Consider the following 14,671-nt stretch of genomic DNA (forward strand, 5'->3'; position numbering starts at 1 on the left):
AACTTCAACATACGGTTTTTCTTTACGAAGACGCCCAAATTTCTCTCCAATCCATCCTAGAAAGAAGTATCTACATACAAGGTTTTAAAGATGCTTTACCAACTCTCAAGCGAATTGCAAAATTCTAGTATTTAGAGAGTTGTCTTATGACCATCTTTATTCTATTCTGTTTGATTCTGTCGTATAACGTTCTTATATCTACGAACCCGAGAGGCTTATTTCTTTAATCTTAATTCGAATTCTTGACATGCGATAACGAAAACGTCGTCATATGTATATATTACATATTGCTTTAACTCCAGATCTCTTGCATTCTTAATATCTCTAAGTATTTTTGTATTAAATATTTCCCCAAAACTACTACTTTCATTGTATGGATTATCAAACATCTGTAAACTTACATCTAACTCAATCATATTAAAGTAATAAACTTTCTTGAATAGCAATTCGTATCCAATAAACTCATCATCATCAGATTCTGTACATAATAGTCCATTTATCTCACCAATTAATTTAACTTCATTCTTTTGATAATTGAATTGAATATCATCAAGGAAGATCGCGTCTCTTCCATGAATTTCACCTAATTCAGTTTTTATAGCTTTGATTTTTTCCATATCTTTAACACCTCTCAGATTTATCTTAACCACTATTTTTATCAGAATTTCATATAACGTTATTGTATCTACGAATACGCGAGGCTTAAAGGAGCACCAGCGACTGGGTCCGACGGACTTAGCCTCACAGGGGTGTCTGGATTCAGCCTCTTCGAAAATCCTCGGGCAGACCAAGGAGCGTTAGCAACGCGGCATAGATGTGTTGTTATATGATGGGGATGCCTTCTCTGAATTGATTTCAAAAATCATGTAAAACGCTATTCAATATTGTTTTGATACATGTTTTCACATGTGGTATTATATATTTAATAAAGACCAAGTGCGCTAACACTTGGTCAGTACAATTGGCTTGGATGGTTTATTCCCTTCTAGGTCATAAAAGGATTAAAACCCACCTTCGGCTACCAATCTTAGGGTGGGTTTTACTTTTTCTTGTTGTTATTATTAATGTAAGTTAAAAGAGCAAGAATGAATGATCCAAATAGGAACATAATCGTTAGTGCATCTTTCACTTCCATGGCTTCACCTCCTTCCGAAGGGAAACCATGCCCACCCAAGATTCAATTGTAGTTATATTTTACCTTTATTCACATATGCGTACAAGTGTTCTTATATTTTCTTGTATAAGTTTTTAGATCTTCATTCTGCATCCCTTTTATATAACGGCCCTGTATTCACGATGTTACTGATGTAAACGACTTCTTCGAACTACTTTCATATCTCATAAAAAAACTACTTTAATTCATATATTATCTTGTCTAATACTTCCTTTCCAAATACCACATTATGCCCCGAAATCCATGTTTTAGCATCCAGTTCTTTATATTTTAAAATTGTATCCTTAAATACCTCTTTTTTCGAATAAATACTCGGTAGGATTTCTTCTATTGAATCTCCAATATTATCTCCAACATTTATTACTTTTTCTTCTTCATCTAGTACACTGATTGAGTCTATCGTATGTCCAGGTGTATAAAACAATCTCACTTTGTCTTCTGGAAAATACAGTTCATTCTCAAACACTAAAGTTGGTAGACATTTTTCTACTATACCATCACAGTACTTTCCATACCTATCAAGCATTTCATCCCATTTATCATTGATTAAATCTCTGCAGAGTCGATGTGATATGATTATCGGATTTTGAAATGAACCGTTCCCCCATATATGATCCCAGTGATGATGCGTATTAATAATAATCATTGGCTTTCTCTCAGTCCCCAAGTATTCCAGGATTGGTTCCATACATTTATGACCTAAACCCGTATCAATGATGTAGTTATATCTTGTCCCCAATATCAAATGAATATTTTGATTGAAATCATAACTGAATGTAAATACAATATTCCTATTACTAATCTTGTTAATTTCCATGCTTTCATTCCTCCACGATTAAATGATTAACTCACTGTATCATTTTTGTCTTTCGGTATTTCAGTTAACTCCTATTCTGCGAATTCGTCTATTACCCGAATAGACGGAATTCACCTTTCCCCAAAATCCCTTTCGCTTTACGAATCCTCCAGTAAATGAGTGCGAAACTTCCAGAGAACTACCGAATGGCATGCAGCCATTTCGGTTTTGCAGACATTCGCACAATCATGCTACTGTATTCTGGATTTATACAGATTTGGGACTCTTCTCTAAAATTCGACTCCATTACACAAAAAACCTCCGTTTCTCTAATAAATTGTGAATTATTGCAATATAAAAAGGGACACACTGCTATGGCAGTGGTCCCTGTTCTTTCGGTCATCGACTTACGCGATCGTTGTTTACGTTTACTTCTTTAATTCAATCATGATGTCATCTAATACAATTTCTTCTCTATCTTTATTAGATTTGTCGACTTTTGGAATTTCTTTTGTTCTTCCATCTTTCGTTATTTCAACAGATCCATGATTCTCAGAAGTATATTCATACAGGTTGATATGAGGTGTTACAAATAGTGTCGTCGCATTCGGGTCTAATTTTTCGAACGTTTTACTCCAACTCATGTTATATCCATCCCGATCACCTGATCCCTCATTGCCTTTACCCGAGTAATGATTTCCTAAATCATCTTTAATATCTAAATCGACATCTACTCCGTGCCAATTGTTTCTTACCTCCATCGAAATCACTTGATTGTAATATACGATAAAGGACATCGGCGTGACAGAGAGTTTCTCTATTTATCGAGGTCCATTCCGACCGCGTTTAGAGGTAGTTTTTTCGCCAATTAGAATATCCACTTCAGATGTGGGCAAGAAGCTTCTTTTTTCTGTGTTTCAAACGATTCATTTAGGCGAACCGCATCTATTGGTTCACTTTAAAATTCACTTCCGGATATTTGGCGGCTAATCCTTGAAGTACAGAATCGTCCTTTCCTTTTAAATACCGGTCGAAAAAAGCAACACTAAATTCATTCACGATGCGGTGGTCCCGCCGAGGGTCTGGACCGTTCAATCCCAGCAGCGGAGAGAATAATGCTAGATCGGAATAGCTTGCATGCTTAGATCCTGGAATAAGTAAGGATAAACCGCCGCCTGCCAGCGCATTGCCCGATTTCTGAATATATTCTTTCCTCGGGGCTTCAAACGCCTCACGGCTTACCCCACCTAACTGCTTGGCAACATCATCGTAAGAGGTCATCACCTTATCGTATGTCTCCTCTGAATACATCATTAAAAATGGCTTTCCAAGTCCTTTGTCAGAAACCGGGGGACCATAAAATCCGCCGTCCATACTCAGGGCAGCCTTCACACGCGGATCATTCTTGACCATCTGCAGCGTAACGGCTCCACCGAATGAATGTCCAAGCATGCCAATTCGATCCATATCGATTTTGCCTGTAAAACGCCCGGCCGGATCATTCCAGTTCAGCTTCTCCACTTGATTGAGCACAAAGGTGGCATCGGAAGTCCATAGCTGGATGTGCTTGGTGTACTCGGCATTGGAAGTCAAGTTGGGATCGGTTCTGCTCAACGCTACGCGTCCGTCAGGATACACGGTGGCAGCCGCTTCATAAGCGTAGTCGATGGCCATAACGATATAGCCATGGCTTGCCAGTTCCTCCATCTGGAACATATTTTGATTGCGATACCCGTTCATCCCGTGGGTAAAAATCAATACAGGATACCGGCTTTCCGAGTCCGATAGCTTGGCTTCCAACTTCGAATGCGTTTTGATCAGATTCAAATGGCTTAGCGTAAAAGCTGGAAGGTTCATCATTTTTGTCGATATGGCTTGCGTCATTTTCGAAGCGTTCTGGAGATAAGTGCTCTGCTCTTCCTTACCTCCTTCAGCGGCCGGATACCACACTTGAACCATCAGTTCACGCTTGTCAGCCGTGTTCTCCGAGTATGGTTCATGCCGTTGTTCATCTACCCAATGATAGACGGTTGATCCAACTGCATAAGTCCCCGTTGGTTTCTCAAATGAGAATATCGGCATAAACCAAGGTGGAGCAATTGAAACAATTAAAAACATGATCAATAATACCATCTGTATCGAGAACGCGATCGGACTTCGGCGTCCTTCTTTCCGCCTGCCCATGTAGAAATAAACCGTTAATACGAATGGCGTTAAATAAGCCGGAATCATCTCCCATCGGCCACCTTCCACGGCAACCTGTGCAATCACCAAACCAAAGGCGACCGCCAATGGGATGACAGAAGTCTTCCCGACCTTCCTGTTCGCAATAACCGCCCAGAACAACAATCCAAAATTGACCGCAATCAACACGACCTCCAAAAGTCTCATCTGCATCCCTCCTACAATAAGTGAATGAATAAGTTTCATCTTACTCCTGAAAAATGAAGATAAAAGAAGGGAAATTCTGAATTTTTTCTCAAGATTCTTTGTTACGGCCTGCGAACATGCAAAAGAAGCTGCCTTCCCTCAGGAAAACAGCTTCTTCATTGTTAACTTTTGATTTAATCAATTCCTGCGTGATGCTTGTTCGAGGTAAGCTGGATTCCTATTTACCGATAGTCTCTATACGCTTGGCTAAATCGCTGAAGCCAGCAGCCAGAGCCTCAATTTCGGCTTGTTGTTCTGTTACCGAACTTAGTACATCGTTGAGGTTATCTTTACTTTTGAGCGTTTCCTCAGCATTGCTTTCAGATCGAGCTACAACCTCTTGCACCATAGCACGTAGACTTACCATGAAGTTTTGGAATTTATCAGTCCGCTCTGTTAAATCTGTCATGTATCCACTTATACTAGAGAATATAGCTTTTACTTCCTGCATACCTTCACGATTCTTTACAATTGAATCTTGTGAACTCGTAACTGTCTCCGTTGCAATCTTTACAGTATCTCGAATACCACTCAATATATCCGTTACTAAATCAGATGAACTTTTAGACTGGTCTGCTAAGACTCTTACTTCATCAGCTACGACTGCGAAACCTCTACCATGTTCACCAGCTCGCGCCGCTTCAATTGCCGCATTCAAGGCTAAGAGATTCGTTTGCGACGATACTTTCTTGATTTCATCGACAATGCGTTCAATTTTATCCGTCTCATCATGTAGTTTGCCCATAATAGAAGATGTTCGTTCAATCGTCTGATTGAACTCCTCAAGATCATCCTCTAAGTACCCAACGCGCTTACCGCTTTCCTCGGTAGCCTCTTTTGTCGATAACACATAATGATGCATTTCAACTACGGAGTCTGTCTCTTCTTCAACCTTTTTATTGGTTTCAGCCATCGATGACTTAAAAACAGTGGCATAAGCACTTTGATCCTCAAACATAGAAATTGTCTTTTCTATGGAAGCTAAGAGTTCAGCAGAGCGTGTGGTTACATTACCAGTCGTTTCGTTCATTCCCTCTTGATACTCTTTTAGGGATACTAGAGAAAGAGTTATATTTTTCAATACCCCTTCCATATCTTCTTTCGCTTTTATTGCATCTAATCTTTGTTTGTCAAAATCGGCCTGCAATTTGTTATTGAACTTAGACTGAACAATAGATGTAAAGGATACGAAAGCAAAAGTCAGAATGTAGTAGTACAGTTCCGAATAGTCTTTTGAATGGAATATTACTTCACCTTGTGTTGCAAAGTAATATATAAGAATACCCAGCGCTATGGCTAATGTTAAGAAGTTGATTTTCTTACTTTGATATACACCCATGATGGATACATAGAAAAACATCGTCATGATTTGAATCATATGAGGGTCTAATGATATAACTACATACATGAATGCCCCAATGATAATGAGTATGTAATATTGAACGAACTTTTCCAATCGTCCATGAAATTTAGGAAGATTAGAAACATATAATACGGGTGCAAGTAAACCGTATATAATCCCCAGTATTGTAAGTATAAAAGTTAAAGATACTCCTAAGAACATATTTAAGATCTGATCTATCGTAATTACCCCTGCGAACACGGACACTACCCAATTGTTTCTTTTGCGTAACAACTCACTACCGTACATATAATAACCCCTCTTCTAATTTAATAGGCTCTGTATACCACGCTAACTCTGACGAATGAAGGTTATCGTATGCTGTTTTGAGATGAAACACTGTAGGTATCGCCATTGCGCCTTTGTAATCAATGTCCTCTTTAACCCTCTGCGCTTGAATGTGATAAGAGTTGTTAAACGACTTAAACACTTTCGGATCTGACAGCCCTATAGAATGGGTATACCCATTCCAGTGCGCGTAGGCTACCATCAAGCAAATAATTTCCCTCCCTAGTTTACCCCTGAACTTGGGCAAGACAGCAAAACTATCCGTCTCTACAATGTTCATATCTGGAGTTATTACATCGTCGAAGATACTGTGAATAAACGGGCTTACATGCCGAAAAGGTGTGAATTCAAATGTACCTCCAGCTTCTCCATCGACATAAAATAAATACTGATCCGAATTTGGCTTTGCATATTCCATATCGAATCCTTTCTCTTTCCAATTCAAACTCTTGATTCTGTGAAACTCTTGGAGTTCCTCTTCTGTCTGTACCAGTTTGTACATGTGTTCCTCCTGTGTGTTGTTAGTATGCATAAAAGTAACCCACCCACATAGGTGCAGAAATGAAACTCAAAGATGCTTTAGGCTTTTTGCTACTTATATGATATGTTCGCGATGTATATCTATTTAATATGGGTAGCGCACTCACTAATTCGTGCTTTATCCATACAAATACAGAAGATCTCATGCAATAAAATATAAAGTCACTTATTGCGTTTAATTATCATAAGTCCTTATAATATCAAAAAATATCAGAAAACTCCTTGAAGGATATTCCATTTCGAAATTCTTGTCCCATTTGGGCCATGAAAAAATCCCCTTTAAGTGTCACTCGATCCTTCATGATACCATGACGGTTTTTTGGAGTGTCTACTTTAAGGGGATAATACCAGCGGTTTTCCTTCTAACTACTTTTTACTTCTTCACCCGTCTCGAGAAATACAACACCGCACAGATTAAGATTGCTCCGCCGATGATCACCACATAGATCAAAGTCGAATTGGCTTCTTTTGTAGCTGGCGTAGTATCTGTCGCCACGTCGGTCGCCGTATCCTTCGGTGCATCTACCGTACCCTTGTCGGTCGTTGCAGGCGGCTCGGCATTGTCTACTTGCGTTGAAGCATCCGGTGCTGTCATTTCGTCTTTTTTATCCGTTGCCGGCACATTCACCGTGAATGTGATCGAATCTTTCATGACATGCGTATCTTTGCCTAGAATGTTCCATTGCAAGGTATAATCGCCATTCGGCAAAGCTTGATCCAACGTTCCGATCATGTTGTCTTTCCCAACCGTTACTTTCAGTCCTTCGACTTTCTGGTTCTCTGCATTCAATATTTCGAAGGAACTTAGTTCCCCGATCGAGGTTTCGAATTTCACCTTAAACTCTTTCATTTCAGTGGTGACAACCTCTTTATTACTTGGTGACGAACTTTCTAAATGCGTATGTGCAAAAGCACTAACAGGTAGAATAAGTGTACATAATAATACGATGAGTGGAATAAATTTTTTGGCCATGAATGAAGCCCCTTTCCGCGAGTTCACATGCTGTGTGATATTTGTCACAATGTGCACGTCCTATTATAACAAGATTCCGCCACTATTCATATGACTCGATCGGGCTATATGAGCATCCTTAATTTTCTAGTAGAAAAGAAACATCGCTACTATGGGTATGTATAATGTACGATGCGCCAAGGCTTTTATATACTAGTCGTGGGTTATTGGAACGAGTGATCACGTAAATCGGTTTCGACGTCCAGGTCCGACAGATTTGAATATATCTGCAACATAAGTTCAAGCTGCTCTCGAACAAATAGACGCTGCCGATCGGTAGATCCGGTATTTTCCAAGTATTCTGTTCACTGCTATCCACCAGGATAATATGCTTGACGCCAATGCGTTTGAATTCTTCTCCCTCTCTTTTGTTATTGACGATCACGGCAAAAGCTTGCTGTTGTGCCATGAGCTTCCGGACGAATACTTCCCCCATTTTGTTCGGTGCCGATACTAAGATGTAATCTTCTTGCTTCTCCATTGTTCTTCTTCCTCCTCTGATTTAACAAGAGAAGGCAACAAAAAAGAAGCCTAAGCGAAGAGACGAACTCCTCGCACGGCTCCTTAAGGCACAGACAAATACACCGTGTCTTACCGCTTGCGATCATCGTTGCCTCTCTACACGCTTACGAGGTTAGCTGACGGATTCGGGCGTGAGAGTCGCCCTACTCAGTACATAGAGTTATGTCACTGAGATTCACCCCATGACGTCAAAAGCTTGACAGTCGATTGGTTCCCCCGTTCCTTTTCCATTCAAGGATTCAGCGAATACATTTGCGTTATTTCCTGTGAAAATCGAATCTTTTCATGAATCTGATCATACTCTCGCGAGTACTTTCTGTAAATATGTCATATCTTTCAAATACAGCAAAATCAGTTGCAATTTAAGATAAAATCCATAGCAATCATTCAATCCCTCTACGCGGCTCACTATATCTTCGTTTTATGAGAAAAATAAAAACTTGAGCACGAATGGCTCAAGTCTCTATTGAAATGCTTCATTATAACAACGCCGGCACACCGGTTTATAGTCTTCATTGCCGCCAATTTGAATCTGATCGCCTTGATTCATCGGCTGACCATCCCGGAACCGGATCACCATGGTCGCTTTGCGATCGCAATACCAGCAGATGGTTTTGATTTCTTCAAGCTTATCGGCCTGTGCCAATAAGTAGTAACTGCCTTCGAAGATTTCATTGCGGAAATCATTCTTCAAGCCAAAGGCCATCACCGGAATCTTCAACTCATCCACAATACGCGTTAATTGCAGGACATGATGCTTTTTCAGGAATTGAGCTTCATCAATCAGCACACAATAAATTCGATCGTGTCCTGCTGCCTTCACCGCAATCTGATTTTTCACGTATGCATAGATGTCTGTCTCATCACCTACAGGAACCGCAGGACGTTCCAACCCTACACGAGAACCGATCTGTTCCGCCCCGCTTCGCGTATCAATCGCCGGTGAGAAGATAAGAACCGACTTGCCCTGCTCTTCATAATTATGTGCTACTTTGATAATTTCGAATGATTTGCCGCTATTCATCGTTCCATATTTAAAATAAAGCTGTGCCACCCTTATGCCTCCTGAAATTCGTCGATAAAATGCATTATACAGGAAGTCTCGGAGCTTTTCATCGGCAGATCGTGGATAATACAATCCGTATGCTGTTCAAGCAAGAAGAGAAGCCGGACTCCTCTTCGTCGAGAAATCCGGCTCTATATTAATTCGCTTTAACGAGAATTTTCACTTGGTTTTTTTCTTTCAACAACGCTTCAAATCCATGCTCAACCACTTCGTCGAGCGGAATGCGTTTGGTTACCAGCTTGTCTGCTGGGAAATATCCTTGTTCCATCAAGCGGATAACAGCCGGGAATACATCGCGGTACCCGATAATCCCTTTAATCGTTCTTTCCATCGTTACGATCCGGTTCGGTTTAATGGGTGCTTCTTTCTCGAAAATACTAACAATCATCAGCTCGCCGCCGATTTTGGCCGCTTCAATCGCTTGATTCAATACTACCGGTACACCCGTTACTTCATAAGCGACATCTACGCCACCATTCGTACGGCTGTGAATTTCTTGTACGACATCATATTGCGAAGGATCGATAACGATTGCCCCTAATTCTGCTGCTTTTTTCTTACGTTCTTCCGATAATTCCACGGCATAGATTTCAGAGGCACCCGATGCTTTCAAGGCTTCAATAACGAGTAGTCCGATCGGACCGGCGCCGAACACAGCTGCTTTATCGCCGACTTTCAAGCTGCTCTGACGAATGGCATGTAGTGCTACCGCAGATGGTTCAACAAGTGCACCTTGCTCATAGGATACTGTATCCGGAATTTTATGCACCATATAATCCTCTGCTGCTACATATTCAGAGAATCCGCCGCCACCGCCGGCAAGACCTAAGAATCCCATCGTGCTGCACAAGTTGTATTTCCCTTGTTTACATGCAGCGCATTCGCCACAAGCATAAATCGGTTCGACGACTACGCGGTCACCGACTTTTACATTGGTAACGCCTTCACCGATCTCCACGACCTGTCCTGAAAACTCATGTCCCATAACAACAGGGGCTTGTTCGCCCGTAATCGGATGCGGTTCGTGACCTGGAATGAAAATCGGACCTGCTGTGTACTCGTGCAAATCACTGCCGCAAATACCGCACCATTCGACCTTGATTTTCACTTTCCCTTTGGTCGCCTTCGGTTCTTCTATGTTTTCCAATCGTAGGTCTTTTAAGCCATGCCATCTCAATGCTTTCATGTCTATCCATCTCCCCTATAGATATTCGTCGCCCTGTAGGCGAATCATGGTGTGAAAATGATAATTATCAAATCTTTTCGGAAACGTTTCCCGAATCCAATATGTCATATTTTCGACACAATGTCAAACCTAAAATTTAAATAATTCGACATGTTTTGCAAGTAATTCGGCTATAATAATCGCCGTAATCCCTTTATTCACCTTGTATCCCGAGTTTCGGTCGTTCGTTTATTTCATTTTGTGATATAATAAGAATAGTGATCAATCTAATAGATTAATTCGGAAACGATTCCAATAAGTGAGGATTCACATGATGAATAAGAAAAAAATAACGATTGAAGATGTTGCTGCAGCCGCAGGGGTCGGCATTGCGACCGTATCTCGGGCCATTAACAATACAGAAGGCATTAGCGCGAAGACGAAAGCGAAGGTCCTGCAGGCCATCGAAGAACTGGGATTCGTACCGAACACCTCTGCACAAAGTCTAAAAGTCCGACATACGAACCAAATCGCCTTAGCTGTTCCCGATATCCGCAATGCCTTTATCCCGGAGGTAGCTTGGGCAGTTGAACAAGCAGCGAAGCATTCGGGTTACCGCGTTGTTCAGATTAATACATTAGGAAATGCCCGTGCTGAACTAGAAACCATTCGTGACGTGAAGAAACTGCATGTCGATGGACTTATTATGCTTCCACTTGCTTATCCGAAGACATTGGTCGACTTGATTAACAAATCAAACGTTCCGATTTCCGTTATCAATTATGGGAAAAAGTTAGATCCTGACGTGAAGGCTGACATCGTATCGCTCTCCTTCCAAGAAGGCCGACTCGTGATGGAGCATCTCATCAACATTGGCAGAACCAAAATCGCCTATGCGGGCGCTCCCAAAGATATTATCGAGGAACGTTTCTTTGCTTACGAGCAATCTTTACGACAAGTAGATACTTCACGGGTATTTATCGGGGATGATTTTACGATTCAAACAGGTTGGCAAGCAGCGGATTATTTTTATAGTCTGAAAGATATGCCTGATGCCGTCTATGCATCGAATGATATGATTGCGATCGGGCTCGTGAATCGGTTCAAAGAGTTAGGGGTTCGAGTGCCCGAGGATATTGCGGTCGTAGGGATCGATAACAATCCTTGGACGACACTCACATCGCCTCAGATTAGTTCCGTATCCATTATGGGGAATGAAGTGGCTCGATTAGCTACAGAGCTATTGCTGCAGCGTATTCGCGACCAGCGGGTTGGCGCTTATGAGCGAGTTCAATTTGATCCTCGGCTCATCGTCCGAGAATCTAGTGTTGCGCGCACGCATAATGCAACCTATTCATGATAAAACAAAACAAGCCGAAGCCCATTCTTGGGTTAGTCGGCTTGTTCAAATTCAATTTCAAATGTAGCGCTCTTTAACGTCATGTGTTTGGATTTCAATGACACATCGAATATTACACCATTCAGTAGAATCTGCTTATCACTATTCCAAGTGTAGGCCATATCCGCCTGCGTATCATTAAACTTCTTCTCTATATCACCGACATCGTCGAAAGAGGTCAAGTTGATGCTGCGCTGGCCTATTTTCCAATAGTTATATTTCATGAGTTCATTATCCACGCCGATTTCTTGACTGATTTGCTTCGCGACCCAATTCCCTTCCAGACTTCTGTGATCCCGATTGATATAAATAAGCAGGATCGATATCGAGATCATCACGAGGAGCACACCCCATAGGCGTCTGCTCTTCATCTTCATGTTTCACTCCGTTCCAAGCGATATACATATTGGTGCAACATGTCCTCTAGGCTTTTACTAAGGCGCTTTTCATGGATTCGTATCCGGATGCCTTGATCTCTGCCGATCACCATCAACTCCACCTCTTTGACGCGTTTACCAACGATTCGGTACGACGTGATGCGTTCACGCGGAATATATACGTTCCCGACTTTCAATCCGAATTCACCGATGCAGCTCTGACCTACAAAATGACTGAGGTAGAGGGCAATGCATAGGCATAAGAAAAATACGATCCATCCTAGCCAATTCTTTGCATAAAAATCAAAGACGCCATTCACTAACGCGAGACAAGCAACAATTATGCTCGTACTCTTATAATCGCTCGTTCCACTCATAAGTATTTGCCCAACTTGCTTCCTCGCTAGGAACGAAGTATAGACTTTATAGATGACGAATGCGGCAAGCAAGCTGCCAATCACCATGTACGGCAAATTCTGCATAGACCAGACTCCTCACATCCCGATGAACTACTTTTCCTGTTCTTCCTTCATCAAGTGATCCAACTTTGCCTCAATCCGTTCTAAGGTTTGCTGGGTATGCCGCGCCTTCTTCCTTCCGTGCAGCAACCAACGGAATAACAAGACAATCACACACACGATGACCACCAATAAAATAACTGAAACTGCAAAGCTTTCCCATTCAAAACTCAATGCTTCTCCCCCTCTAGATCCATACAAACTTCAATCCATAATAATATAAAATAGCGGCAACGCTCAGAAAAGGGATGGAAATGACGATCAATTGTATCGTCCATCGCCCTGACGTCTCCCGGTCCTCCTCTGTCGTTGTGTAAAAGTTCGCACGCTGCCGATCGCCGGATCCAAGTGATCCCGACATCGCCATGGATAACAGCAAGACGACCAATCCAATCCCAAAATTCACTTTCATCGTGAATTCGAATCCTCGTAACACATACGTAATTGCCGAAATGAAGATACAGACCATGATGCTTAATCCCAGTCTTTTCATGCTGCCCTCCTATCGAATAACTTCTATATTAATTTAACTTCAAAATTTTCTCCTAATCTTCCTTGTTCATCCGGATAATATCATCTTCATCGGGTAGATCTCTCGACTCAAAATTTGAAGTGGCTTGCTCCCGCTGATCTAGGAATGGCTTCATACGTTGACGATGGATCCGCTTGCCGAACGTATTGCCCTGAATATCTTTTAATCTATCGAGAATCAGAATTAATAGTGTCACAACAAGTGCTGCATTCAGAACCGAGAAACCGATCGTTCCCGTGAATATGAGTGCTGCAAACTCCAGTATTCCTACAACCACAAAGACGATGTATCCATTCACAATGTTACAAATCCCCCTTTTATACATATCGTGACAATACCAACTCCCCCTATTATACAACAACGTTTCCAATAATTGTTATTTTGAATACACAAAACCCCTTCCATGTGGAAGGGGTGCAACCTGAAATCCTTTATTTCTTCGCTGCATATTTCCGCATATCGAACGCGACGGCAGCGACGATAATGGAACCTTTAATGATTAATTGCCAATACGGGCTTACGCCGATGAAGGTCAGACCATAGTTGATGACGGTAAAAATAAGAACGCCGGTTACCACCCCTGGTACGGTCCCAATTCCCCCCGTTGTCGATACCCCGCCAACAACACACGCAGCAATCGCATCTAATTCATACATATTCCCGTAGTTATTCGTCGCTCCACCTGTTCTTGCTGCTTCAAGCACCCCGGCCAAACCATACAGCGCACCTGCAATCGCATAGATAAACACGAGATTCTTGCCCACGTTAATCCCGGATACCTTCGCCGCCTGCTGGTTCCCGCCGATCGCGTACATGTTTTTACCAAGCCTTGTTTTGTTAAAAATAACCCAGACGATAATCGAGACAATGATCGCGATCACCACGATATTCGGAATCGAGACCCCGCCATAACCAATGCTGCCCGTTCCAAAAAGATCCGTAAAACCTTTGCGTAATCCGCCAATCGGCTGCGAATTATTCGGATCGGTATCAAAGTATAAGGAGTTGACGCCATACACGGCGACCATCGTTCCTAACGTTGCAATAAACGGCGGCACCTTGAATTTGGCCACGATAACGCCATTAATTAATCCGAATACTAACCCTACTATGATGGCTAAGAGAATAGGTACAATCAGCGGCAACTCATGCATATTCGGGAAAAACCTGCGAGCGTATTCGGTTGTCTGCAGCATGGACGCCGATACTACCGCAGATAAGCCAACGATCCGTCCCGCGGATAAGTCCGTTCCGCCTGTGATCAGAATAAACGCAACACCGAGCGCAATAATAACCCGCGTTGATGACTGATTCAGTACATCCCGGAGTGGATTCAATCCGAGGAACGCAGGATCATATATCGCAATACCAATAATCAGAACGACCAGAACAATATAAATGACATTTTGAGAAATAAACCCTTGAACACGCTTCGCATTCATACTCTACC

Annotated in this window: 18 protein-coding genes and 1 riboswitch; of the genes, 1 reads left to right on the plus strand and 17 read right to left on the minus strand. The window is 41.9% G+C overall.

Annotated elements, in window-relative coordinates:
• Window positions 1-215: 215 nt before the first annotated feature.
• From BVG16_RS26740 to BVG16_RS26785, 11 genes are all read right to left on the minus strand, one after another.
• On the minus strand, window positions 216-617 hold the full coding sequence (locus BVG16_RS26740; protein WP_078502255.1) for a hypothetical protein: 402 nt from the start codon (window positions 615-617) through the stop codon (window positions 216-218).
• A 422-nt stretch (window positions 618-1,039) separates the two neighbouring features.
• Window positions 1,040-1,135, minus strand: coding sequence for a competence inhibitor ComI (gene comI, locus BVG16_RS33525; RefSeq protein WP_227793437.1), 96 nt, complete (start codon window positions 1,133-1,135; stop codon window positions 1,040-1,042).
• 214 nt (window positions 1,136-1,349) lie between these two features.
• Window positions 1,350-1,991, minus strand: coding sequence for an MBL fold metallo-hydrolase (locus BVG16_RS26745; protein WP_078502256.1), 642 nt, complete (start codon window positions 1,989-1,991; stop codon window positions 1,350-1,352).
• Window positions 1,992-2,398: 407 nt separating this feature from the next.
• On the minus strand, window positions 2,399-2,791 hold the full coding sequence (locus BVG16_RS26750) for a DUF5643 domain-containing protein (protein WP_269845620.1): 393 nt from the start codon (window positions 2,789-2,791) through the stop codon (window positions 2,399-2,401).
• Between the two features lie 124 nt (window positions 2,792-2,915).
• Window positions 2,916-4,361, minus strand: a complete 1,446-nt coding sequence (locus BVG16_RS26755) for an alpha/beta hydrolase family protein (protein WP_078502258.1) — start codon at window positions 4,359-4,361, stop codon at window positions 2,916-2,918.
• Window positions 4,362-4,578: 217 nt separating this feature from the next.
• Entirely contained in the window at window positions 4,579-6,051 is a 1,473-nt protein-coding gene (locus BVG16_RS26760) for a methyl-accepting chemotaxis protein (protein ID WP_078502259.1), read from the minus strand.
• Entirely contained in the window at window positions 6,041-6,592 is a 552-nt protein-coding gene (locus BVG16_RS26765) for an N-acetyltransferase (RefSeq protein WP_078502260.1), read from the minus strand. The genes BVG16_RS26760 and BVG16_RS26765 overlap by 11 nt, the downstream gene beginning before the upstream one ends.
• A gap of 411 nt (window positions 6,593-7,003) precedes the next feature.
• Window positions 7,004-7,603 (minus strand): copper resistance CopC family protein, encoded by a 600-nt coding sequence (locus BVG16_RS26770; protein ID WP_078502261.1) that lies wholly within the window; start codon window positions 7,601-7,603, stop codon window positions 7,004-7,006.
• Between the two features lie 118 nt (window positions 7,604-7,721).
• Window positions 7,722-8,123: a hypothetical protein gene (locus tag BVG16_RS26775; RefSeq protein ID WP_078502262.1), complete on the minus strand. Its 402-nt coding sequence runs from the start codon at window positions 8,121-8,123 to the stop codon at window positions 7,722-7,724.
• Window positions 8,124-8,251: 128 nt separating this feature from the next.
• Window positions 8,252-8,419, minus strand: a riboswitch (cyclic di-AMP (ydaO/yuaA leader).
• 208 nt (window positions 8,420-8,627) lie between these two features.
• Window positions 8,628-9,218, minus strand: a complete 591-nt coding sequence (locus BVG16_RS26780) for a thymidine kinase (RefSeq protein WP_078502263.1) — start codon at window positions 9,216-9,218, stop codon at window positions 8,628-8,630.
• Window positions 9,219-9,366: 148 nt separating this feature from the next.
• On the minus strand, window positions 9,367-10,416 hold the full coding sequence (locus BVG16_RS26785; protein WP_078502264.1) for a 2,3-butanediol dehydrogenase: 1,050 nt from the start codon (window positions 10,414-10,416) through the stop codon (window positions 9,367-9,369).
• Between the two features lie 310 nt (window positions 10,417-10,726).
• Here BVG16_RS26785 and BVG16_RS26790 point away from each other — a divergent pair, with 310 nt between their 5' ends.
• Window positions 10,727-11,755 carry a LacI family DNA-binding transcriptional regulator gene (locus BVG16_RS26790; protein ID WP_078502265.1) on the plus strand — a complete coding sequence of 343 codons (1,029 nt, stop codon included), beginning with the start codon at window positions 10,727-10,729 and terminating at the stop codon, window positions 11,753-11,755.
• 32 nt (window positions 11,756-11,787) lie between these two features.
• Here the strand turns inward: BVG16_RS26790 and BVG16_RS26795 are convergent, their stop codons facing one another.
• From BVG16_RS26795 to mglC, 6 genes are all read right to left on the minus strand, one after another.
• Window positions 11,788-12,165: a hypothetical protein gene (locus BVG16_RS26795; protein WP_144027500.1), complete on the minus strand. Its 378-nt coding sequence runs from the start codon at window positions 12,163-12,165 to the stop codon at window positions 11,788-11,790.
• 2 nt (window positions 12,166-12,167) lie between these two features.
• Window positions 12,168-12,653 carry a hypothetical protein gene (locus tag BVG16_RS26800; RefSeq protein ID WP_078502267.1) on the minus strand — a complete coding sequence of 162 codons (486 nt, stop codon included), beginning with the start codon at window positions 12,651-12,653 and terminating at the stop codon, window positions 12,168-12,170.
• A gap of 27 nt (window positions 12,654-12,680) precedes the next feature.
• Window positions 12,681-12,863, minus strand: a complete 183-nt coding sequence (locus BVG16_RS26805) for a hypothetical protein (RefSeq protein WP_078502268.1) — start codon at window positions 12,861-12,863, stop codon at window positions 12,681-12,683.
• A gap of 13 nt (window positions 12,864-12,876) precedes the next feature.
• Window positions 12,877-13,182, minus strand: coding sequence for a DUF5316 family protein (locus tag BVG16_RS26810; RefSeq protein WP_078502269.1), 306 nt, complete (start codon window positions 13,180-13,182; stop codon window positions 12,877-12,879).
• 52 nt (window positions 13,183-13,234) lie between these two features.
• Complete coding sequence (locus tag BVG16_RS26815; RefSeq protein ID WP_078502270.1) at window positions 13,235-13,519, minus strand: hypothetical protein; 285 nt, start codon at window positions 13,517-13,519, stop codon at window positions 13,235-13,237.
• A gap of 133 nt (window positions 13,520-13,652) precedes the next feature.
• On the minus strand, window positions 13,653-14,663 hold the full coding sequence (gene mglC / locus BVG16_RS26820) for a galactose/methyl galactoside ABC transporter permease MglC (protein WP_078502271.1): 1,011 nt from the start codon (window positions 14,661-14,663) through the stop codon (window positions 13,653-13,655).
• Between the last annotated feature and the right edge of the window lie 8 nt (window positions 14,664-14,671).

The sequence above is a fragment of the Paenibacillus selenitireducens genome (assembly GCF_002021565.1).
Classification (GTDB): domain Bacteria; phylum Bacillota; class Bacilli; order Paenibacillales; family Paenibacillaceae; genus Paenibacillus_K; species Paenibacillus_K selenitireducens.